This is a genomic window from Micromonospora sp. NPDC126480 (assembly GCF_040302465.1).
GTDB lineage: Bacteria > Actinomycetota > Actinomycetes > Mycobacteriales > Micromonosporaceae > Micromonospora.
In genome coordinates, this window is record NZ_JBEORU010000001.1 from 112520 (window position 1) to 134055 (window position 21536).

A 21536-nucleotide genomic window follows, 5' to 3' on the forward strand; every position below is an offset into this window, starting at 1 on the left:
CTGCAGATGGCGCTGCGCGTCGAGCACGACATCTTCGTCGTACGGCAGCGGGGGCGGGAGGTCGCCGCGATCGTGGGGCTGGAGCACCAGGACCAGGTACGCCTCGCCACCGCCCTCAGCGAGGTGGCCCGCGACCTGCTCCGCGCCGCCGGTGGCGCGGACGTGACGTTCGCCGCGGTCGACGACGCCGTTGACGGTAGGCGTCACCTCCGGGTCGACCTCGCCCCGCTCCGGCCGCTGCCCGGCGGGCGGTACGAGCCGCAGTCGGGAGCGGTGGCGCGACTGGTCGACAGCCTGGCCGTCCTGGGCGGAGGGGAGGATACGGTCGTGAGGATGACCCGACGCGTCCCGGCCACCGCGCCGGTGCTGACCCCCGAGCGCCTCGCCGAACTGCGAGCCGCGCTCACCGGCAGCGCGCCCGGCAGCGCCCTCGACGAGCTGGCCGCGCAGAACGAGCAGCTCATCGCCGCTCTCGACGAGGTACGCAGCCAGCGCGACGAGCTGGCGGTGCTGAACGCGGAGCTGGCCGAGACCAACCGCGGGGTGATGGCTCTCTACAACCAGCTCACGGAGGAGCTGGAGGAGACGAACCGGGGAGTCGTGGCGCTCTACGGCGAGCTGGACGAGAAGTCGGCCCAGCTGCGCGCGGCGAGCGAGTCGAAGAGCCGGTTCCTGGCCAACGTCAGCCACGAGCTGCGCGCGCCGGTCACCGCGATCATCGGGCTCGCCCGGTTGCTTGCCGACTCGGCCTCCGATCCGCTCACCGCCGAGCAGGCCCGGCAGGTCGGGCTGATCCGTTCGTCGGCGGCCGACCTGCTCGCCCTGGTGAACGAGCTGCTCGACCTGGCCAAGGCGGAGTCCGGGCGGATCGAGCCGACGTGGGGCGAGGTGGACCTGCGGCTCATCTTCGGCCAGCTGCGCGGCACGCTGCGGGCGCTGGCCACCCGGCCCGACGTCGAGCTGGTGGTGGAGGAGCCGCCCGCCCCGGCCACACTCCGCTCCGACGAGGTCCTCCTCGCCCAGGTGCTACGCAACCTGCTGCACAACGGGCTCAAGTTCACCGAGAGCGGCGAGGTGCGGCTGCGGGCCCGACGCGCCGGTGACCGCTGGCTGCTCAGCGTGTCCGACACCGGCCCGGGCATCGCCCCCGAGCTGCAGGACCGGATCTTCGAGGAGTTCTACCAGGTGCCGGGCGCCACCCGGGTCGGCGGCACCGGCCTCGGCCTGCCGTACGCACGACGCCTGGTGAACCTGCTCGGCGGAACGCTGGAGTTGACCAGCGCGCCCGGTGCGGGCAGCACGTTCACCGTCTCCCTGCCGGTGGACGGAGCCTGACCGTGGACGGCGGCCCGGCGACCGTCCTGGTGGTCGACGACAGTCGCACCAAGCGGTACCTGCTGGTGAGCTGGCTCTCCCGGGCCGGCTTCACGGTGCTGGAGGCGGAGAACGGGGCCGAGGCGCTGGCCCGGGTCGGCACGGACCCGATCGACCTCGTGGTGCTCGACGTCCGGCTGCCGGACGTGAGCGGGTTCGAGGTGTGCGAGCGGATCAAGGCCGACCACCCCGCCATCGCGGTGATCCACGTGTCTGCGCACGCCGTGGACGTGACGGACCGGGCGCGAGGGCTCACCCGGGGCGCGGACGCGTACCTGGCCGAGCCCATCGAGCCGGAGGAACTGGTCGCCACGGCCCATGCGGTGCTGCGCTACTACCGCGCCCGGCAGCGGGCGGAGCTGCTCGCCGAACGGCTGCTCGGTCTCGCCGACACCACCATGGCGGTGCACGCCGCGCCGAACTTCGCCCGGCTGCTCCAGGAGGCGGCGTCCGGCGCCGCGCGGATCTTCCGCAGTCCGGCCGCGGTGATCGCCGAGACCTTCGACGGCGACTGCCTGGCCGGGGTCGCCACCGGCCCCGACGGCGCGGCGGCCGTCATCCCGTGGATCGTCGACGACTCCGGTGTCCCGACCGGCGCGACGGTCCGCGTCGAGGACCCGGCCGGCTGGGACCTGGTGGACTGGCCGGCCGGGGACACGGTCACCGTGGCCGCCGCCCGGCTGCGCGAGGACCGGGCACCGCTCTACGTGGTCGTGCCGACCGCCACCCAGACCGCCCGCACACCGGTGCTGGTACAGCTCGCCCAGGCGGTCGCGGCCGCCGTGGAGGCGCAGCGCTCCTTCGACGAGGAGCACCGGATCGCGGTCACCCTCCAGCGCAGCCTGCTGCCCCGCCGGATACCGGAGATCGCCGGGCTCGATCTCGCCGTGCGCTACGAGCCGGCGAGCGCGCGGACCGAGGTGGGTGGTGACTTCTACGAGCTGGTGATGCTCGACGGGCACCTGCTGCTGGCGATCGGGGATGTGGCCGGCCACTCGCTGCACGCGGCCACCGTGATGGCGGAGCTGCGCCACGCGGTGCGGGCGTACGCGATCGAGGGGCACCCGCCGGGCGAGATCCTGCACCGGGTGAACGAGTTGATGCGGGCGCTGCTGCCCGCCGAGTTGGCGACGATCTGCGTCCTGCTGCTGCACCCGCCGACCGGTCACGTACGGCTGGCCAGCGCCGGTCACCTGCCGCCGTTGCTCAGCAACGACGGCAAGGTCGAGTTCGTGCAGCAGTCCGCGCCGCTGCTCGGCGTGCGGGCGCCGCGCCCGCCGGACCTGGAGTTCGTCCTGCCGGCCGGCGCCACGCTGGTGTTCTACACCGACGGCCTGATTGAGCGGCGGGACACGATCATCGACGACGGGCTGAGCGCCCTGGCGGTGGCCGCCGCCACAGTCGACGACGACCTGGACCGCTTCTGCGAACGGCTTCTCGTCGAGCTCGCCCCGCCCGAGATCCAGGACGACGTGGCTGTGGTCGCCCTCCGCCGCCGCTGACCCCGGTACGGCCCGCCCGTCGTTACCTGACGCGACGGCGAACCATCTCACCGTCCGTGATGCCTCTTCCGGGCCCGGCGACGGCCTCGTCCGCCTTTGCTCTGCTTACTCATACGCACAAGTCGTTTTACCTGCGGCTTTGGCCGCGTCCGCGGAGCGCGGACACCTTACTTGCCGGCACCGTCAGTGATTGTTGCGTCCGTTGAAGCAGAGCAAAGGGGGCAGCGGGATTGTCGCCGGCCACATGCTGTGACGGAACGTGCAGGTCTGGGGCCGCGCCGCGGCGGACGCGTTCGGCCTTCGCCGCGCAGCCCGACTGCCGGTCAGACCAGGGAGCGGGCGTACGCGGCCGGCGTGCTGCCGGTGACCGCGGCGAACTCGCGGACCAGATGGGCCTGGTCACTGAAGCCCAGTTCGGCGGCCAGCCGGGCCCAGTCCGGCACGCCCCCGGCCGCCTGTTCGATGGCCTCCTGCAGGCGGTAGCGGCGAATCACCCACTTCGGGCCGGCGCCGACGTGCGTCAGGAACAGCCGTTGCAGCCGCCGGACCGGGATGCCGTGGCGGTCGGCGACGTCGTCGACGCGCAGCACGCCACGGTCCCGGCGGATCGCCTCGACCAGGGCGATCACCTCGTCGTTCACGGGGTCGGGCCGGGGTGCCCAGCCGGTCAGCAGGGCGTCGAGGGCGCGGCGGCGCTCGGTGTCCGTACCCGCGCAGTGGCCGGCACCGGCCCCGGCGGCGGCCGGCGGCCAGCGGTCGGCCAGCGCGGTGAACGACCACCGCCCCCCGGTCAGCTCCGCCACCGACCGGCGCCAGAAGGGCCGGAAGCCGCCCGGACGGAACTGCACCCCGCTGACCCGGCCGGATCCGGCGAGGGTGATCGAGAAGAGTTCGAGCCCGATTCCGGCCACCTCGCCGGCCTCGCGGCCGTCGCCGTCGCCGTCGCCGTCGCGGCGGAACACCACGTTGACCGCCGGGTGCGGCACGATCTGCTGGGTGAGCGGCTCGGTCAGCTCCCAGTCGATGAACCAGTAGTGCTCCACCCACCGGTGCAACGCCGGGGCGGGCAGGTGCCGGCGGAAACGTACCGCCCGGTGCAGCCGTGCCGGGTCGAGGATGCCCCGGTTGTCGACGCGCGGCTGCTGTCGCATTTCTTCAAGACCGCCCTCATACGCTGGCGCTATGGCCACAAAGACTAGCGACCTCCTGGCGGCCGCCGCCCCGCGTACCGTCGCGGTGGTCCGCGGCATCGCCGACGACCAGTTCGACCTTCCCACGCCGTGCAGCGAGTACGCGGTGCGCGACCTGATGAACCACCTCTTCCAGGTGGTGGTCAACTTCCAGCAGTTGGCGGCGAAACGTCCCGCCGAGTGGGCCGACAAGCCGGACTTCCTCAACGACGGCTGGCGGGACCGGTTCGAGGCCGAGACGCGGCGGTTGATCGACGCCTGGGCCGATCCGGCCAGCCTGGAGGGTGTGTCCCCCGGCATGGGCCTGCCGCAGGCGACGGTGGGCGGCATGGTGCTGCTGGACCTGACCGTGCACGGGTGGGACCTCGCCGTCGCCACCGGCCAGCCGTACCAGCCGGCGCCCGAGGCGGTCCGGGCCCTGCACGAGCTGGTCGAGCAGCTCGGCCCGAACGCCCGGAAGATGGGCGTCTTCGCCGAGGCGGTGCCCGCCCGGGCCGACCTTCCGGACCTGGACCGGCTTCTCGCCGGCACCGGCCGCGACCCGGTCTGGGCGGCCGGCACGCGCTGACCGTCGGTCCCGGCGGCGCGCGGGCGCCGCCGGGACCGTTGACACCGCTATTCGCTCAGTGAATAGTGGCGGAGGTGTCCACTCCGCACGTACTACTCGGGCTGCTCGCGAGCGGCGGCACCCGGCACGGCTACGAGCTGAAGCGCGCACACGACGAGCGGCTGCCCCGGGCCCGGCCGCTCGCCTTCGGGCAGGTCTACGCCACGCTCGGCCGGTTGCAGCGCGACGGGCTCGTCGCCACCGCCGGCCAGGAGCGGGAGGCGGGCCCGGACCGCACCACGTACACGCTCACCGACGCCGGCCGGGCCACGCTGGACCGCTGGCTCACCGAGGTCGAGCCGCCCATGCCGTACGTCGCCAGCACCCTCTTCGCCAAGGTCACGGTCGCGCTGCTGGTAGCCGACGTGGACCGGGCCCGCGCCTGGCTGATCGCCCAGCGGCGGGCACACACCCAACGGCTGCGTGAGCTGACCGCGGCCAAGGCGGCCCCGTCGGCCACGCTCGACGACGTCGTCGCCCTCGACTTCGCGATCGCCCACCTCGACGCCGACCTGCGGTGGCTGCACACCACCCTGGACCGGGTCGCCGACTGGCACCGGGAGGTGCACACGTGACGCAACTACAGGCTCGCGGAGTGGTCAAGGCGTACGGGCCGACGCCCGCCCTGCGCGGCATCACCCTCGACGTCGACGCCGGCGAGATCATCGCCGTGACCGGCCCGAGCGGCTGCGGAAAGTCGACGCTGCTGCACTGCCTCGCCGGCATCCTACGGCCCGACGCCGGCGAGGTGACCTGGCACGGCCACCGGATCGACACCTGGTCCGAGGCGGCCCGCTCGCGGCTGCGGCGCACCGAGTTCGGCGTGCTGTTCCAGTTCGGTCAGCTCGTCGCCGAGCTGACCGCGGCGGAGAACGTCGCGCTGCCGCTGCTTCTCGCCGGCACGGGGCGGCGGGAGGCGCGGACGGCGGCGCTGACCTGGCTGGAGCGCTTCGGCGTGGCGGAGCTGGCCGACGTCCGGCCCGGCGAGATGTCCGGCGGGCAGCAGCAGCGCTGCGCCACCGCCCGGGCCCTGGTCACCGAGCCGCGGGTGCTGTTCGCGGACGAGCCGACCGGCGCGTTGGACACGCTCACCGGCGAGCAGGTCCTCACCCAGCTGGTGCGGCTCGCCCGCGAACAGGGCACCTCGGTCGTCCTGGTCACCCACGAGCCGCGCATCGCCGCGTACGCCGACCGGGAGGTCGTCCTCCGGGACGGCCTGGTGGACCAGAGCGGCCTGGGCCTCGACTCGCCACTGCTCGGGGAGCGGCGGTGAGGCCGGGTGCCTCGCTCCGCCTGGCCCTCGCGGGCACCCGCACCGACGCGGCCCGGGTCGCGCTGACCGCGCTCAGCGCCGGGCTGGCCACCCTCGCCGGGTTGGCCGCGCTCACCGTGCTGGCCATCCCCGAGGTGCCGGGTGACCCGTGGGCGCAGGCCGAGCAGTACGGCAACGCGCTGCTGCGCGAGCCGGGCCTGCGCGGTGGGACCGCGTTCGCGCTGGCGCTGCTCACCATCCCGGTGCTCGCGCTGGCCGGCCAGTGCGCCCGGCTCGGCGCCCCCGCCCGGGACCGCCGGCTGGCCGCGCTCCGGCTGGCGGGCGCCACCCCGGCCCAGGTGACCCGGATCGCCGTCCTGGAGACCGGTCTCGCGAGCCTCCTGGGCACGGTCACCGGGCTGCTTGTGTACCTCGGCGGCCGGGGACTCCTGCACCGGCCGGACGAGCGGGGCCAACTCGCGCTGCCCACCGACGTGCTGCCCGCGACCGGCACCATTGCCGCGCTCGTGCTCGGACTGCCGCTGGCGGCCGCCCTGGTCACCGTCCTCATGCTGCGCCGGGTCACCACCACGCCGTTCGGTGTGGTGCGCCGGGTACGCACCCGGGGGCCGCGCCCGTGGCCGGGACTGCTCATCGTGCTGGGGCTGGCCGCGTTCAGCGCGTACCAGCCGGTCGGGCTCTGGTACGCGCGGCGGGACAGCGAACCACCCGAGTGGCTGCCGCCGACGCTGCTGATCGTCGGTGGCCTGACGGCCACCATCGGCGTGGTGACCGGGACGGGCTGGCTCTCGTACGCGGCCGGACGGGTGCTGCACCGCTGGGCCCGCCGGCCGGCCGCGCTGCTCGCCGCCCGCCGGCTCACCGCCGACCCGTGGGCCGGAAGTCGCACCTTCGCCGCGCTGCTGGCGGCCGTGCTCATCGGCGCCGGGGCGGCCGGGATGCGCGCCTACTTCGAGGCGGAGCTCAGGCTGACCCGGCGTACCGGCTCCGGAATACCGGACGACCCGTTCTACCTGAGAACGATGGACCTGGTCGACCTCACCGTCGCGGTGGCCGTGCTGATCGCCGCCGGCGGGCTGCTGGTCGCGGTGGTGGAGGGCGTCACCGCCCGGCGCCGCGCGTACGCGGCACTTGTCGCCACCGGAGTGCCCCGGGCGACGCTCGGTCGGGCCATCGCGTGGCAGTCGCTCGCACCCGCCGTACCGGCCGTCGCCGTCGCGCTCACCGTCGGGCTGCTCCTCGCGCGTGGCCTGTTCCGCACGCCGTCCAACGGCGGCCACCTGCAGACGATCTGCGACGCCGGCGACGTCTGCTCCGAGCCCGGGGGCTGGGACCGGTACGCCCGGACCGAGTGGGTGGAGCGGGTCACCGAGCCGCCGGTCGTACCGCTGGAGCAGTTGGCGCTGCTCGGCGGCGGTTCCCTCGCCGCGGTGCTGGTGACGGTCGCCGCCGGGGTGCTGTTCCTCCGGGCCGGTACGACGGTGGAGGAGCTGCGGACGACCTGACCGGGTGTAACGCGCCGGCCGGGCGACGGCGCTGATGGCACCGGAGGCCCGGGCGACGGGCCACCGTCTCGGCGGGCATCGGCGCGCCCGAGTCGACCGTGCCGGCAAGCGCGGGCAGCCGGCTGAGCGGCGTCGCCCTGCGCTGGGCCCAGGTCGGCGCGGCCGGCGTCTCGGACGCGATGACGGTGCTGCTGGCGGTCGCGCTGGTCCTCGGCGTGGCGCGGCTCCTCGTGCAGGTGGTCTGCGCGCAACGCCACGTACGCCGGGTCCGCCGGCCGGTGCGGGGCCGGCGGCAGGTCACCGAACCCGTCTCGGTGATCGTGCCCGCGTACAACGAGGCGGCCAACATCGCCGCCACCGTCCGGTCCCTGGTCGCCAGCGCCTACCCGGCCCTTGAGGTGATCGTGGTGGACGACGGGTCGACGGACGGCACCGCCGACATCGTGGAGCGGCTGCGGCTGCGCGGCGTCCGGGTGATCCGCCAGGCCAACGCCGGTAAGCCGGCCGCGCTCAACACCGGTGTCCGGGCCGCCCGGGCCGACCTGCTGGTGCTCGTCGACGGGGACACCGTCTTCCAGCCGGACACCGTGTACCGGCTGGTGCAGGGCTTCGCCGACCCGACCGTCGGCGCGATCTCCGGCAACACCAAGGTCGCCAACCGGCGGCGGCTGCTCGGGCGCTGGCAGCACCTGGAGTACGTGATCGGCTTCAACCTGGACCGCCGGATGTACGACGTGCTGGAGTGCATGCCGACCATCCCCGGGGCGATCGGCGCGTTCCGCCGCCAGGTGCTGCTCGCCGTTGGCGGCGTGCCGGCGGACACCCTGGCCGAGGACACCGACCTGACGATGAAGGTGCTCAGGTCCGGCTGGCGGGTCGTCTACGAGGAGGCGGCGATCGCCTGGACCGAGGTGCCGTCGACGCTGCGGCAACTGTGGCGGCAGCGCTACCGGTGGTGCTACGGCACGATGCAGGCGATGTGGAAGCACCGGCGGGCCCTGCGGGAACCGGGCGCCGGGGGGCGACTGGGCCGGCGGTGCCTGCCGTACCTGACCGTGTTCCAGATCGTGCTGCCGTTGGCCGCTCCGGCGGTCGACGTGTACGCGCTCTACGCGCTGCTCTTCCTGCCCTGGTCGACGCTCGTGCTGGCGTGGGTCGGGCTGCTGCTGCTCCAGGCTTTGACGGCCGCGTACGCCCTGCGGCTGGACGGGGAACGCCTGGGGCCGCTGTGGAGCCTGCCGTTCCAGCAGGTCGTCTATCGGCAGGTGATGTACCTGGTCGTCGTGCAGTCGGTGGTCACCGCGCTGATCGGCAACCGGCTGCGCTGGCAGCGCATGTCCCGAACCGGCGACGCCGCCGCCCTGCTCCGGGTGTAAGGAGGGGCCCCCTTTTAACGCCTCCGGTAGAGGAAGGGTCCCTTCTTAACACCCACGCACGGCGGTGCGCCCACACGCGGCAACGGTCAGCCGCCGGTGAACAGCCCGGCGGAGAGCGCGAGCAGCGTGCCGGCGGCGGCCGAACAGCAGCAGACGAGCAGGGCGGCGACCACCGCGAGGATCGCCCAGACCCGCCGGTCACCCGCCGCCGCCCGCAGACTCGACCGGGGTACGCCGCCTGCCGGCTCGCCATCCGTGGCGCTCACCGCACTGCCCTGGTCACGCCGGCAGTCTAGGCGACCGGTCCGCCCCGTACCCCGGTCATGATCGTGCTCGATCGACGATGTCACTTCTGCGATCGAGCGCGATCATGCTCGTCCCGATCCGGGCTTCCGGCGTAGGGGTAGCGCGACGCCGTGCGCCCGGCGGGGGCCGGGGGCGTGGCGAGCGGGCAGGATGGGGCGATGGATCTGGTGTCGGTGGAGGACGTCCGGGGCGCCGCCGTGGACGTCGCGGACGCGGTCGTGCGTACCCCGTTGCTGCGGGCCTCGTGGGACGCGGACCTGTGGTTGAAGCCGGAGAGCCTGCAGCCGGTCGGGTCGTTCAAGCTGCGGGGCGCGACGCACGCGGTCGCCCGGCTCACGCCGGCCGAGCGAGCGCGCGGCGTCGTCACCCACTCGTCGGGAAACCACGGCCTGGCCCTGGCGTACGCGGCCCGCGCGGCCGGCGTGCCGTGCCGGATCGTGGTGCCGGACGGTGCGCCGGCGGCCAAGGTCGACCGGATCCGGGCACTCGGAGTCGAGGTGGTCACGGTGCCGCCACCGCGTCGTGGGCCGGAGGCCGAGCGGATCGCGGCGGAGACCGGTGCCGTGCTGGTGCCGCCGTTCGACGACCGGCGGATCATCGCCGGGCAGGGCACGGTCGGCCTGGAGATCGTCGAGGACCGGCCCGACGTGGACGTGGTGCTGGTGCCGGTCGGCGGAGGCGGTCTCTCCTCCGGCGTGGCGACCGTGGTGAAGGCCCTGCGGCCGGCGGCCGCCGTGATCGGCGTCGAACCGGAGCTGGCCGCCGACGCCCGTGACTCGCTCGCGGCCGGGTCGGTCGTGGCGTGGGGCGAGGAGCGCACCTACCGGACGATGGCCGACGGCCTGCGCCTGCCACCGTCCGAGCTGACCCTCGCACACCTGCTGGCACGGCTCGACGGCATCGTCACCGTGTCGGAGGCCGAGATCCGCGCGGCGATGGGCCGGCTCGTCCGGGACGCGCGCCTGGTGGTGGAGCCCAGCGCCGCGGTGGCGGTGGCCGCGCGGCTGTTCCGCGCCGCCGAGCTGCCGAGCGGGCGTACGGTCGCCGTGGTGACCGGCGGCAACGTCGACCCGAGGGTGCTGGCGGCGGCGTTGTGAGTGTTAAGAAGGGGCCCCTTCACCACGCCAGGCGTTAACAAGGGGCCCCTCCTTTCACGCGTGGTGTAGATGGTCGAGGATCCAGGCGTTGATGAACGCCTCCTCGCGCCAGGCGTTGTAGCGGCCGCTCGGGCCGCCGTGCCCGGCACCCATCTCGGTCTTGAGCAGGTAGTCGCCCTGCGGCGCGGTCGCCCGCAGCCGGGCGATCCACTTCGCCGGCTCGTGGTAGAGCACGCGGGTGTCGTTGAGGCTGGTCACCGCGAGGATCGCCGGGTAGTCCACCGCCCGCACGTTCTCGTACGGCGTGTACGACTTCATGTACGCGTACACCTCGGGGTCGTCGAGCGGGTTGCCCCACTCCTCCCACTCGGTGACCGTCAGCGGCAGTGTCGGGTCGAGGATCGAGTTGAGCGCGTCCACGAAGGGCACCTGCGCGACGATCCCGGTAAACGCGTCCGGGGCGAGGTTGGCCACCGCGCCCATCAGCAGGCCGCCGGCCGAGGCGCCCCGGGCGACCAGCCGGTCGGCGGCCGTCCAGCCGGCCTTGACCAGGTGCCGGGCGCAGGCCACGAAGTCGGTGAAGGTGTTCTTCTTGGCCAGCAGCTTGCCCTGGTCGTACCAGCGCCGGCCCAGCTCGCCGCCGCCCCGGATGTGTGCCACGGCGAAGACGACGCCGCGGTCCAGGAGGGACAGCCGGCCCACCGAGAACCAGGGGTCCATGCTCGCCTCGTACGAGCCGTACCCGTAGATGACGCACGGCGCGGAGCCGTCGCGCGGCGTGCCGGCCCGGCAGACCAGTGAGATCGGCACCCGTGTGCCGTCGTCGGCGAGCGCCCAGTCGCGGTGCTGCTCGTACGCGGCCGGGTCGTACGGGCGGCCGTCCGGCCCGGGCAGCACCGGCTTGCGCCGCCGCAGCACCATCTGGTGGGTGACCAGGTCGTAGTCGTACACCGAGTCGGGGGTGACCAGGGACGTGTAACGCAGCCGGAGCTGGCCGGTGCGGTACTCCGGGTTGCTGTCCAGCCCGACGTTGTACAGCGGTTCCGGGAATTCGATGTCGTGGGCGTCGCCGCCGCCGATCGGCAGTACGCGCAGCCCGGTCAGCCCGTTGGTGCGCAGGGTGACCACGAGGTGGTTCTCGAACGCGTCGACCGCCTCCAGCCGGGTGCCGGGGGAGTGCTCGATCAGCGGCACCCAGTCGCCCGGTGCGTCCGCCGACGTGTACGCGAGCGCGAAGTCCTCGGCGCCGTCGTTGTGCAGGATGAGGAACCGGTGGCCGTGGTGCTCGACCGTGTACTCGACGCCCTGCCGTCGGGATGCCACGGAGGCCGGCGCGCCGGTCGGGTTGCCGGCGGGGATGACCAGGATCTCGCTCGTCACCTTGCTGTGGATGTCGATGAGGATGAACTTCTCGGAGCGGGTCAGCTCGACGCCCACCCAGAACCGCTCGTCGTCCTCCTGGTGGACCACGACGTCCTCGCTCGACGGGGTGCCCAGCGTGTGCCGCCACACCCGGTTCGGCCGCCACGCGTCGTCCACGGTGACGTAGAACAGCACCGAGGCGTCGGCGGACCAGGCCGTGCCGTAGAAGGTGTCCGGCACCTCGTCGGGGAGCAGCTCCCCGGTGGCGAGGTCCTTGACCCGCAGCGTGAAGCGTTCGTCGCCGGAGAAGTCGGTGGAGTACGCAAGCCAGCGCCCGTCCGGGCTCACGTCGAACGCGCCGAGCGCGAAGAAGTCGTGGCCCTCGGCGAGCAGGTTGCCGTCGAGGAGCACCTCCTCGCCCTCCAGCGGCGCGCCGTCGGCGCTCACCGGCGGGTCGGTCTCGCCGTCGCGGACGGTCCGGCGGCAGTGCACGCCGTACTGCTGCCCCTCGACGGTCCGGGTGTAGTACCAGTGGCCGCCCTTGCGGGTGGGCACGGAGAGGTCCGTCTCCTGGGTCCGGCGGCGGATCTCCTCGAACAGCCGCGTGCGCAGGTCGGCAAGGTGGGCGGTGCGGGTCTCGGTGTACGCGTTCTCGGCGGTCAGGTAGGCGATCGTCGCCGGATCGTCCTTGGCGGCGAGCCAGGCGTACTCGTCGACGACCTTGTCGCCGTGGTGCGTGCGTTCGGTCGGCACCCGCTTGGCGGCGGGTACTGGGGTCTCGGTGCTCACGGCGTCACGTTACCGGCCGCGGGCCCGCTCACCCGGTCGTGCGACATGCCTTCCGCAACTTTCGAACATGTGTACGATGACCGGCATGGCGGCAGCAGCGAGTTCCACGGACCGGCCCGGAGCCCTCGACATCACCCGCCGGCTCGCGGAGATCTGCGGGCCGCCGTTCGCCCGCCTCGCGGGCCCCGCCGACGAGGTGGCCGGCCGGCCCGCCCGCTGGGTCGCCGTGCCGGGGACCGCGCGGGCCGCCGCCGACATCCTCCGGCTCGCCGCCCGGCACGATCTGACCGTGGTGCCGCGCGGTGCCGGCACGAAGATCGACTGGGGTGCGGCCCCCGACGGGGTGGACATCATGCTCGACACCGGCCGGCTCGCCGGCATCGGTCACGAGCGGGTCGGCGCGTCGACCGCCGAGGTCGGCGCGGGCACTCCGCTGCGCGCGGTCCAGGCCACCCTGGAACGCACCGGCCAGCGCCTCGCCCTGGACGCGCCGTCGCCCGGTGCCACGCTCGGCGGGGTGCTGGCGGCCGGCGAGGCGGGCCCGCTGCGGCACCGCCACGGTACGGCCTGCGACCAGCTCGTCTCCCTGCGCTACCTGGACGCCGACGGCGAGCTGGTCGGCGCCGGTGGCGGTGCGGAGGGGCTGGAGCTGGCCCGGCTGCTCTGCGGCTCCCAGGGCGCGCTCGGGGTGCTGGTCGCCGCGACCCTCCGGGTGCAGGCCGTCCCGGCGAGCCGGATCTGGGTCACCCGGCCCGTGTGGACGCCGCTGGAGGTGCACGACCTGGTGCGCACGGTGCTCGCGGCCCGCCTCGACCCGGCGGCCGTCGAGCTGGACCTCCCGGCCGGCGCGGGACCCCGGCCGCGGCAGGGGAGCCGGGCCGCGTCGATGGCCCGGCACCCGTCGATGACGGGGCGCGCCACGACCGGCCCGGCCCGGGCCGGCACCCTCGTCATCCTGCTCGAGGGCGGGCCCGCCGACGTCGCGGAGCGGGCCGACCGGATGGTGTCGCTGCTCGGCGGTGGCGCCTCGGCGAGCCACTCGGCCCCCGAGTGGTGGCGGCGTTACCCGTTCGGGCCCGGCGACACGGCGCTGCGCCTGGAGGTGCCGATCACCGACCTGCACGCGGCCGTGTACGCGTTGCGCGACGCCGCGGGCGCGCCGGTCCCGGTGCGTGGCTCCGCGGGCCTGGGCGTGGTGCACGCGGCGCTGCCCGGCGCGATGCCCGCCGAGCGGGTCGCCTCGATCCTCGCCGCGGTGCGTGGGGTCCTGCTCGCGCGGCACGGCCGGTGCGTGGTGGTCTCCGCGCCGGAGCCGGTCCGGCGGGCCGTCGACCTGTGGGGCGAACTGGCCGGCCTGGCCCGGCTGCGCGCCGCCAAGGAGCACCTCGACCCGCACCACCGGCTGGCGCCGGGCCGCCTCCCCGGCGGGCTGTGACGCGGCGGCCTCAGTCCAGCCACCAGCGGGTCAGCTCCGTGCCGACCGGCGCGAACCGCAGCACGGTCACCGCGACGCCGACCACGGTCACGGCGAGCAGCAGTCGCCGGGTGCGGCGGGGAACACTCTCCCGGTCACGGACCAGCAGCAACACCGAGTAGGCGGCGAGCAGCGGCACGGCGACCAGCCCGACGAGGAAGAGCAGCGACACGAGCACGTAGAGCCAGGTGAACGGGTTGGCCATGCCCAGCCCGAACGGCACCAGGTCCTTCGGGTCGTACGCTCCGGTGGTCATCTCCTCGGGCCCCACCCCGGCGACGGCCATCCGGCCGAGCCACATCGCGGTCACGACCGCGAAGGCGGACAGGAGGGCGACCTGTCCGGCGAGGACGCTGCGCAGCAGTGGCGGTCGATCGGTGACGGCGTGGACGGCGCTCGACATGGCACCAACCTAGGCCCTGATCGCGGGCGGATTCCACCTCCCGCAAGGGGGTGGCACCGCCTCAGGCGGCGTCGTTGCGCAGGACCAGGATGGCGATGTCGTCGCGGGGCGTCTCGGGCGAGAAGCCGAGCGCGGTCGAGCGGAGCCGGGCCGCCACCACGTCCGCCGAGTAGCCGGCCAGCGGGGCCGCCGCTTCCCGGAGGCGGTCCACCCCGAAGAGTTCCCGGCCGCGCCGCCGTTCGGTGACCCCGTCGGTGTAGAAGATCAGCGCGTCGCCCGCGCCGAGCGAGAGCTCCGCCGTCGGCGAGGCGATCGAGTCGAGCAGCCCGAGGGCGGTGCCCCCGGTGCCGACGAACCTCGCGCCGCCGGCCGTCAGCAGCACCGGGCGGTCGTGGCCGGCGAGGTGCAGCGAGACGTCGAGCTGGCCGCCGTCGCCCGGCCCGACCGCCGCGACGGCAAGCGTGCAGTACCGCCCGCCGCCCCGCTCGACAAGCGTCTCGTTGAGCCGGGTCAGCGCCTCCGGCAGCGGCTTGCCGTCGCCGACAAGTGTGCGGATGACGTCGCGGACCAGGCCGGTGACGGTGGCCGCCTGCACACCCTTGCCGGAGACGTCGCCGATGACGACCAGCCACCGCCCGTCCGGCAGCGGCAGCACGTCGTAGAAGTCGCCGCCGACGTCGGCGTCGTCGCCGGTCGGGACGTACTCGGCGGCGAAGCCGATCCCCTCGACCACCGGCAGCACGGGCGGCAGCAGCGACTGCTGGAGCGCCTGTGCGACCCGGCGGCGTTCGGCGTGGATGCGGGCGTTGTCGATCGCCAGCGCCGCCCGGCGGGCGACGTCCTCCAGGACGGCGACCTCGTCGGGGTCGTGGCGGTGCCGCTGGTGCCGGCCCACCGCGAGGGTGCCGAGCCGCTGGCCGCGGGCGATCAGCGGAACGGCGAAGCCCTCGGTGGGCGCGCCGAGCGGCATCTGGGTGCCGTTGCGGGACGCCTCCCGCAGCCGGGCCTGGATGGACTCCGGCCCGGTCTCGGCAAGGACCGCGTGCAGTTGCGGCAGCACCGACTCGTCCGCGTGGCTGGTCGCCGCGAGGCGCAGCCGGCCCCACTCGTCGGTGGTGTGCACGGCGCACCACTGTCCCAGCCGGGGCACCACGAGCTGCGGGATGAGCGCCATGGTCAGCTCGACGTCGAGGGACTGGGCGAGCAGTTCGCTGACCTCGGCGAGGAACGTCAGCCAGGCCTGGCGGCGCACGTCGGCCCGGCGCAGCCGGTCGTTCTCCAGGTGCAGCGACAGCCGCTCGGCCATCAGCGACGCCAGCGGCCGGGCGTACGCGGACGGCGCGGCGTCCAGTTCGAGTTCGCCGGCGTACGGCCGGTGCACGGTCAGCGGCACCCGCAGCAGCTCGTTCCCGGGCCGGGGCTGGCGGCCGTAGCGGGCCAGCACCTGCGTGCCCTGCCCGTCGCCCCGGTCGAGCCGGACCACGCCACCGGCCGCGCCGACCATCTCGGCCACGCGGGTCAGCAGGCTTGTCGCGAAATCCGGGAGCGGATCGTCGGTGTACGGGTCGGGGGCGGTCTGCATCAGCTCGCTCATCGCCGCGGCGCTCGGCGCGGAGCTGTCCTCGCTGACGCCGCTCCCGGCGCCCGCCGTGGCACGTGCGGCGGCGGCCAGTTCCGGTGGGGTGGCGCCGGTGGATCCGGACCTCTCCAGCCGGAACCAGACCCCCTTGCCGGTGGGGTGGTACGTGGTTCCCCAGCGGCTGGCGAAGTGGTCGACCAGCAGCAGGCCCCGCCCGCGTTCGGAGACCTGGCTGATGTCGCTGCTCTCGTTGCGGACGCCGACGGTCAGTTCCTCCACCGGCCCGCCGGCGAAGTCGGAGACGGTGACGGTGAGCCCGGAACGGTCGGCGACGACCTCGACGTCCAGTTCGGTGCGGGCGTGCTCCACGGCGTTCGTGGAGAGCTCGGTGGTCAGCAGCAGGGCCTCGTTGGTCAGCTCGTCAAGCGCCGCCTCGGCGAGCACGGACCGGACAAGGGCGCGGGCGGCCGCGGGCGTACGGCGGTCGGCGGGGAGCCGGACCCGCCGGACGTGCTCGTCGCGACCGCCGATCGATGCGGTCCCCCGCTCCGCTGACATCCCCGTATCCTCCATCGCCGGCCCGTCGGGTGCCAAGCTTGTCACGCGTTCCGGTCATCGCCGGCGCGACCGTTCGTCGCGGAGCGTGGCCGAACCGGTACGGGGTTCGCGGTGGCGCCGGCCTGGCGCGGTCGGGGTCGCGGGCACAATAGTGGGGTGGCCGGCGTTCCGGCAGCCGGTGGCCCCCGACGTGAGCGAGGAATGATGACCACGGCGAAACAGCCGGTGGCGGATCCGTCCGCGCCGGATCACGAGGCGGTCCTCGTCGAGCTGACCGAGGCGTTGCGGCGGGTCCGTCGCGGCGATCTCAAGGTCCGGCTGCCCCGCCGGGCGGGCCGGGCCGGTGAGGTGGCGGACGCCTTCAACGAGGTGGTCTCGTTGCAGGAACGGCAGTACCACGACCTGCGGCGGATCAGCCGGATCGTCGGTCGGGACGGCCGGCTCACCGAGCGCCTCGACGACGAGGGCCTGGACGGCTCGTGGGCGGAGGGGCAGCGCGCGGTCAACTCGCTCATCGACGACCTGGGGCGCCCGACCACCGAGATCGCCCGGGTCATCGTGGCGGTGGCCGAGGGCGACCTCTCCCAGCACATGGCGCTGGAGATCGACGGCCGGCCCCTGCGCGGTGAGTACCTGCGCATCGGGCGCACCGTGAACACGATGGTGGATCAGCTGTCGTCGTTCGCCGACGAGGTGACCCGGGTGGCCCGTGAGGTGGGCACCGAGGGCAAGCTCGGTGGCCAGGCCGACGTCCGGGGCGTCGCCGGCACCTGGAAGGACCTCACCGACTCGGTGAACACCATGGCGTCGAACCTGACCGGCCAGGTGCGGTCGATCTCCCAGGTGGCGACGGCGGTGGCGAAGGGTGACCTGTCGCAGAAGATCACCGTCAGCGCGCGGGGCGAGGTCGCCGAGCTGGCCGATACGATGAGCTATCTCACCGACACGCTGCGTCTCTTCGCCGAGCAGGTGACCCGGGTGGCCCGCGAGGTGGGCACCGAGGGCAAGCTCGGCGGTCAGGCGGAGGTGCCGAACGTGGCCGGCACCTGGAAGGACCTGACCGACAGCGTCAACTCGATGGCGTCGAACCTGACCGCCCAGGTGCGGAACATCGCCCAGGTGTCGACGGCGGTGGCCCGGGGCGACCTGTCGCAGAAGATCACCGTTGCGGCGCAGGGCGAGATCCTGGAGCTGAAGGACACCGTCAACACGATGGTGGATCAGCTGTCGTCGTTCGCCGACGAGGTGACGCGGGTGGCCCGTGAGGTGGGCATCGAGGGCAAGCTGGGTGGTCAGGCGCAGGTCCGGGGTGTCTCCGGCACGTGGCGGGACCTCACCGAGAACGTGAATCAGCTCGCCGGCAACCTCACCAGCCAGGTCCGCAACATCTCGCAGGTGTCCACGGCCGTCGCGAAGGGTGACCTGTCGCAGAAGATCACCGTGGACGCGCAGGGCGAGATCCTGGAGCTGAAGAACACGGTGAACACGATGGTGGATCAGCTGTCGTCGTTCGCCGACGAGGTGACCCGGGTGGCCCGCGAGGTGGGCACCGAGGGCAAGCTGGGCGGTCAGGCGCAGGTCAAGGGCGTCAGCGGTACGTGGCGGGACCTGACCGACAACGTGAACTCGATGGCGTCGAACCTGACCTCGCAGGTCCGCAACATCGCCTCGGTCACCACCGCCGTGGCGAAGGGTGACCTGGGCCAGAAGATCACCGTCGACGCCCGGGGCGAGATCCTGGAGCTGAAGAACACCGTCAACACGATGGTGGATCAGCTGTCGTCGTTCGCCGACGAGGTGACCCGGGTGGCCCGCGAGGTGGGCACCGAGGGCAAGCTGGGCGGCCAGGCGCAGGTCCGGGGCGTCGCCGGCACGTGGCGGGACCTCACCGACAACGTGAACTCGATGGCGTCGAACCTGACGTCCCAGGTCCGCAACATCGCCCAGGTCTCCACGGCCGTCGCGAAGGGTGACCTGTCGCAGAAGATCACCGTGGACGCGCAGGGCGAGATCCTGGAGCTGAAGAACACGGTGAACACGATGGTGGATCAGCTGTCGTCGTTCGCCGACGAGGTGACCCGGGTGGCCCGCGAGGTGGGCACCGAGGGCAAGCTGGGCGGTCAGGCGCAGGTCAAGGGCGTCAGCGGTACGTGGCGGGACCTGACCGACAACGTGAACTCGATGGCGTCGAACCTGACCTCGCAGGTCCGCAACATCGCCTCGGTCACCACCGCCGTGGCGAAGGGTGACCTGGGCCAGAAGATCACCGTCGACGCGCAGGGCGAGATCCTGGAGCTGAAGAACACCGTCAACACGATGGTGGATCAGCTGTCGTCGTTCGCCGACGAGGTGACCCGGGTGGCCCGCGAGGTCGGCATCGAGGGCAAGTTGGGCGGGCAGGCGCAGGTCAAGGGCGTCTCCGGCACCTGGCGGGACCTCACCGAGAACGTCAACCAGCTCGCCTCGACCCTGACCACCCAGCTGCGTGCCATCGCCCAGGTCTCCACGTCGGTGACCCGTGGCGACCTGACCCAGCGGATCGCCGTCGAGGCGCAGGGCGAGGTCGCCGAGCTGAAGGACAACATCAACCAGATGATCGTCACCCTCCGGGAGACGACCAAGAAGAACGCCGAGCAGGGCTGGCTGGACTCCAACCTGGCCCGCATCGGCGGCCTCCTCCAGGGGCAGCGCGACCTCGGCGAGGTCTGCCGCATGATCATGATGGAGGTGACCCCGCTCGTCGACGCGCAGCTCGGCGCGTTCTTCCTTGTCGACGACTCCGAGGGCAGTTTCCGGCTGCGGCTCGCCGCCTCCTACGGGTACGTCGCCCGCGGGCACGACGTGACGTTCGGCCCCGGCGAGGGCCTGGTCGGGCAGACCGCGCTGTCCCGCCGCACGATCCGGGTCAGCGCCGCACCGGACAACCGGCTCACGCTGCGCTCCGGGCTGGCCGACACGCCGCCTGCCGATCTGGTGGTGCTGCCGGTCCTCTTCGAGGGCGAACTGCTCGGCGTGATCGAGTTCGCAAGCGTGGCGGCCTTCTCCAGCCTGCACCTGTCGTTCCTGGAGCGCCTGGTTCTCACCATCGGCGTCGCGGTCAACACCATTCAGGCGAACCGGCGTACGGAGGAACTGCTCGCCCAGTCGCAGCGGCTGGCCCACGAGATGCAGGAGCAGTCGGCCGAGCTGCAGCGCACCAACGCGGAGCTGGAGGACAAGGCGAAGCTGCTCTCCGAGCAGAAGGGCAACATCGAGACGAAGAACCGGGAGATCGAGCTGGCCCGGCTCGGCCTGGAGGAGAAGGCGCAGCAGCTCACCCGGGCCTCGGCGTACAAGTCGGAGTTCCTGGCCAACATGAGCCACGAGCTGCGTACGCCGCTGAACTCCCTGCTGCTGCTGGCCCGGCTGCTCGCGGAGAACTCGGAGCAGAACCTCACCCCGAAGCAGATCGAGTTCGCGCGGACGATCCACAGCGCCGGCTCGGACCTGCTCTCGCTGATCGACGACATCCTCGACCTGTCCAAGATCGAGGCCGGCCGGATGGACGTCGAGCCGACCGAGATCCGGTTCGCCGAGATCCGCAACTACGTCGAGCAGGCGTTCGTGCCGCAGGCCGAGGAGAAGGGGCTCGACCTCGAGGTCCGCGTCGCCGAGAACCTGCCGGAGTCGATCGTCACCGACGCGCAGCGGCTCCAGCAGATCCTGCGCAACCTGCTCTCCAACGCGGTGAAGTTCACCGACACCGGGGCCGTGACGCTGACCATCGGGCCGGCACCGCAGAGCGCGGTGTTCGACGTGCCGGCGCTGACCAACGCGCGGCAGGTCATCGCGTTCACCGTGGTCGACACCGGCATCGGCATCTCGGACGACAAGCTCTCGATCATCTTCGAGGCGTTCCAGCAGGCCGACGGCACCACCAGCCGCCGGTACGGCGGTACCGGTCTGGGCCTGTCGATCAGCCGGGACCTGGCCCGGCTGCTGGGCGGTGCGATCAGCGTGTCGTCGGCGCCCGGGCAGGGCTCGACGTTCACCCTCTTCGTGCCGGACGTCCTGGCCCCGGACGCGGTGGTGGCCCCGGCCCCGCCGTCGCCGACCCGCGCCGGTCTCCCGTCGTCGCTGCTGATGCCTCCGGTGGAGCTGCTGCCGGAGGCGTCCGAGGCGTCGGCCACCCGCCGGCTGGAGGGCGTGACCGTGCTGATCGTGGACGACGACGTACGCAACGTGTTCGCCTTGACGAGCGCATTGGAGTTGCACGGTATGACCGTGTTGTACTCGGACAACGGGGCGGACGGCGTCCGCCTGCTGGCCGAGCATCCGGAGGTGGACATCGTGCTGATGGACGCCATGATGCCCGATCAGGACGGGTACGAGACGACCCGGCAGATCCGCCGCAACCACCGGTTCGCCGACCTGCCGATCGTCTTCCTGACCGCGAAGGCCATGCCCGGGGACCGGGAGTCGGCGCTGGCGGCCGGGGGCAGCGACTACATCACCAAGCCCGTCGACCTGGACGAGCTGATCGAGCTGATGTCGTCGTGGATCAGCAGCCGCAGTGAGGAGAGTTCGTGACCCAGATGGCGAAGGCGCTGCTGGTGGACGACCGCCGGGAGAACCTGATGGCCCTGGAGGCGATCCTCCAGGGGCTCCCGGTGCAGTCGGTGGCCGTGGAGAGCGGTGAGGCGGCCCTGAAGCAGCTCCTCGTCGACGACTTCGCGGTGATCCTCCTCGACGCCCAGATGCCGGACATGGACGGCTTCGAGACGGCCAGCCACATCAAGCGGCGTGAGCGTACGCGGCACGTGCCGATCATCTTCCTCACCGCCGCCGACCGCGACGCCCAGCTGGCCCTGCGCGGGTACGCGGCCGGCGCGGTCGACTACCTCACCAAGCCGTTCGACCCGTGGGTGCTCCGCGCCAAGGTGTCGGTCTTCGTGGAGCTGTGGGTGAAGACCCGGCAACTGGCGGCCCAGTCCGACCTGGTCCGGGAGCGGGACGTCCAGTGGCGGCTGCTGACCGACGCGGTCGACGAGGCGACCGCCCTGCTCCGCGCCGAGACCGACCCGGAGGCGGTGGGAAGAGCGATCGACCTGCTGGAACAGGCCCGCTGGGGCAACACCGACTGACCCGGTCCCACCCCGGCC

General features: G+C 73.1%; 16 protein-coding genes. 11 read left to right on the forward strand and 5 right to left on the reverse strand.

Features of this window, described 5'->3' with window-relative positions:
- Nucleotides 1-6 precede the first annotated feature (6 nt).
- Nucleotides 7-1335 (forward strand): ATP-binding protein, encoded by a 1329-nt coding sequence (locus ABTW87_RS00620; protein ID WP_502891513.1) that lies wholly within the window; start codon nucleotides 7-9, stop codon nucleotides 1333-1335.
- A 2-nt stretch (nucleotides 1336-1337) separates the two neighbouring features.
- Entirely contained in the window at nucleotides 1338-2876 is a 1539-nt protein-coding gene (locus ABTW87_RS00625; RefSeq protein ID WP_350647140.1) for a SpoIIE family protein phosphatase, read from the forward strand.
- A gap of 323 nt (nucleotides 2877-3199) precedes the next feature.
- Here the strand turns inward: ABTW87_RS00625 and ABTW87_RS00630 are convergent, their stop codons facing one another.
- On the reverse strand, nucleotides 3200-4027 hold the full coding sequence (locus tag ABTW87_RS00630) for a DUF6597 domain-containing transcriptional factor (RefSeq protein WP_350647142.1): 828 nt from the start codon (nucleotides 4025-4027) through the stop codon (nucleotides 3200-3202).
- Between the two features lie 31 nt (nucleotides 4028-4058).
- Between ABTW87_RS00630 and ABTW87_RS00635 the strand changes: the two genes are divergently transcribed.
- The 5 genes from ABTW87_RS00635 (at nucleotide 4059) to ABTW87_RS00655 (ending at nucleotide 8827) form a co-directional block, all read left to right on the forward strand.
- Nucleotides 4059-4634, forward strand: coding sequence for a TIGR03086 family metal-binding protein (locus ABTW87_RS00635; RefSeq protein WP_350647144.1), 576 nt, complete (start codon nucleotides 4059-4061; stop codon nucleotides 4632-4634).
- Between the two features lie 74 nt (nucleotides 4635-4708).
- Nucleotides 4709-5248, forward strand: a complete 540-nt coding sequence (locus ABTW87_RS00640; protein WP_350647146.1) for a PadR family transcriptional regulator — start codon at nucleotides 4709-4711, stop codon at nucleotides 5246-5248.
- Nucleotides 5245-5946 (forward strand): ABC transporter ATP-binding protein, encoded by a 702-nt coding sequence (locus tag ABTW87_RS00645; protein WP_350647148.1) that lies wholly within the window; start codon nucleotides 5245-5247, stop codon nucleotides 5944-5946. Before ABTW87_RS00640 ends, ABTW87_RS00645 begins: the two co-directional genes overlap by 4 nt.
- Nucleotides 5943-7451 (forward strand): FtsX-like permease family protein, encoded by a 1509-nt coding sequence (locus ABTW87_RS00650; RefSeq protein ID WP_350647150.1) that lies wholly within the window; start codon nucleotides 5943-5945, stop codon nucleotides 7449-7451. The genes ABTW87_RS00645 and ABTW87_RS00650 overlap by 4 nt, the downstream gene beginning before the upstream one ends.
- A 98-nt stretch (nucleotides 7452-7549) precedes the next feature.
- On the forward strand, nucleotides 7550-8827 hold the full coding sequence (locus ABTW87_RS00655) for a glycosyltransferase family 2 protein (RefSeq protein ID WP_350647152.1): 1278 nt from the start codon (nucleotides 7550-7552) through the stop codon (nucleotides 8825-8827).
- An 86-nt stretch (nucleotides 8828-8913) separates the two neighbouring features.
- Here the strand turns inward: ABTW87_RS00655 and ABTW87_RS00660 are convergent, their stop codons facing one another.
- Complete coding sequence (locus ABTW87_RS00660; protein WP_350647153.1) at nucleotides 8914-9093, reverse strand: hypothetical protein; 180 nt, start codon at nucleotides 9091-9093, stop codon at nucleotides 8914-8916.
- 198 nt (nucleotides 9094-9291) lie between these two features.
- Here ABTW87_RS00660 and ABTW87_RS00665 point away from each other — a divergent pair, with 198 nt between their 5' ends.
- On the forward strand, nucleotides 9292-10230 hold the full coding sequence (locus ABTW87_RS00665) for a threonine ammonia-lyase (RefSeq protein WP_350647154.1): 939 nt from the start codon (nucleotides 9292-9294) through the stop codon (nucleotides 10228-10230).
- A 54-nt stretch (nucleotides 10231-10284) separates the two neighbouring features.
- Here ABTW87_RS00665 and ABTW87_RS00670 read toward each other — a convergent pair whose 3' ends face one another.
- A complete protein-coding gene (locus tag ABTW87_RS00670; protein ID WP_350647156.1) occupies nucleotides 10285-12381 on the reverse strand; it encodes a S9 family peptidase in 2097 nt (698 codons plus the stop codon).
- Between the two features lie 85 nt (nucleotides 12382-12466).
- On the opposite strand from ABTW87_RS00670, the gene ABTW87_RS00675 reads away from it, so the two are divergent.
- Nucleotides 12467-13816, forward strand: a complete 1350-nt coding sequence (locus ABTW87_RS00675; protein WP_350647158.1) for an FAD-binding oxidoreductase — start codon at nucleotides 12467-12469, stop codon at nucleotides 13814-13816.
- A gap of 10 nt (nucleotides 13817-13826) precedes the next feature.
- Here the strand turns inward: ABTW87_RS00675 and ABTW87_RS00680 are convergent, their stop codons facing one another.
- Both ABTW87_RS00680 and ABTW87_RS00685 read right to left on the reverse strand, forming a co-directional pair.
- Nucleotides 13827-14258 carry a hypothetical protein gene (locus ABTW87_RS00680; protein ID WP_350647160.1) on the reverse strand — a complete coding sequence of 144 codons (432 nt, stop codon included), beginning with the start codon at nucleotides 14256-14258 and terminating at the stop codon, nucleotides 13827-13829.
- Between the two features lie 61 nt (nucleotides 14259-14319).
- A complete protein-coding gene (locus tag ABTW87_RS00685; RefSeq protein WP_350647162.1) occupies nucleotides 14320-16395 on the reverse strand; it encodes a SpoIIE family protein phosphatase in 2076 nt (691 codons plus the stop codon).
- Between the two features lie 204 nt (nucleotides 16396-16599).
- On the opposite strand from ABTW87_RS00685, the gene ABTW87_RS00690 reads away from it, so the two are divergent.
- Nucleotides 16600-20964, forward strand: a complete 4365-nt coding sequence (locus ABTW87_RS00690) for a HAMP domain-containing protein (protein WP_350647164.1) — start codon at nucleotides 16600-16602, stop codon at nucleotides 20962-20964.
- A complete protein-coding gene (locus tag ABTW87_RS00695; protein WP_350647166.1) occupies nucleotides 20961-21518 on the forward strand; it encodes a response regulator in 558 nt (185 codons plus the stop codon). The genes ABTW87_RS00690 and ABTW87_RS00695 overlap by 4 nt, the downstream gene beginning before the upstream one ends.
- Nucleotides 21519-21536 lie beyond the last annotated feature (18 nt).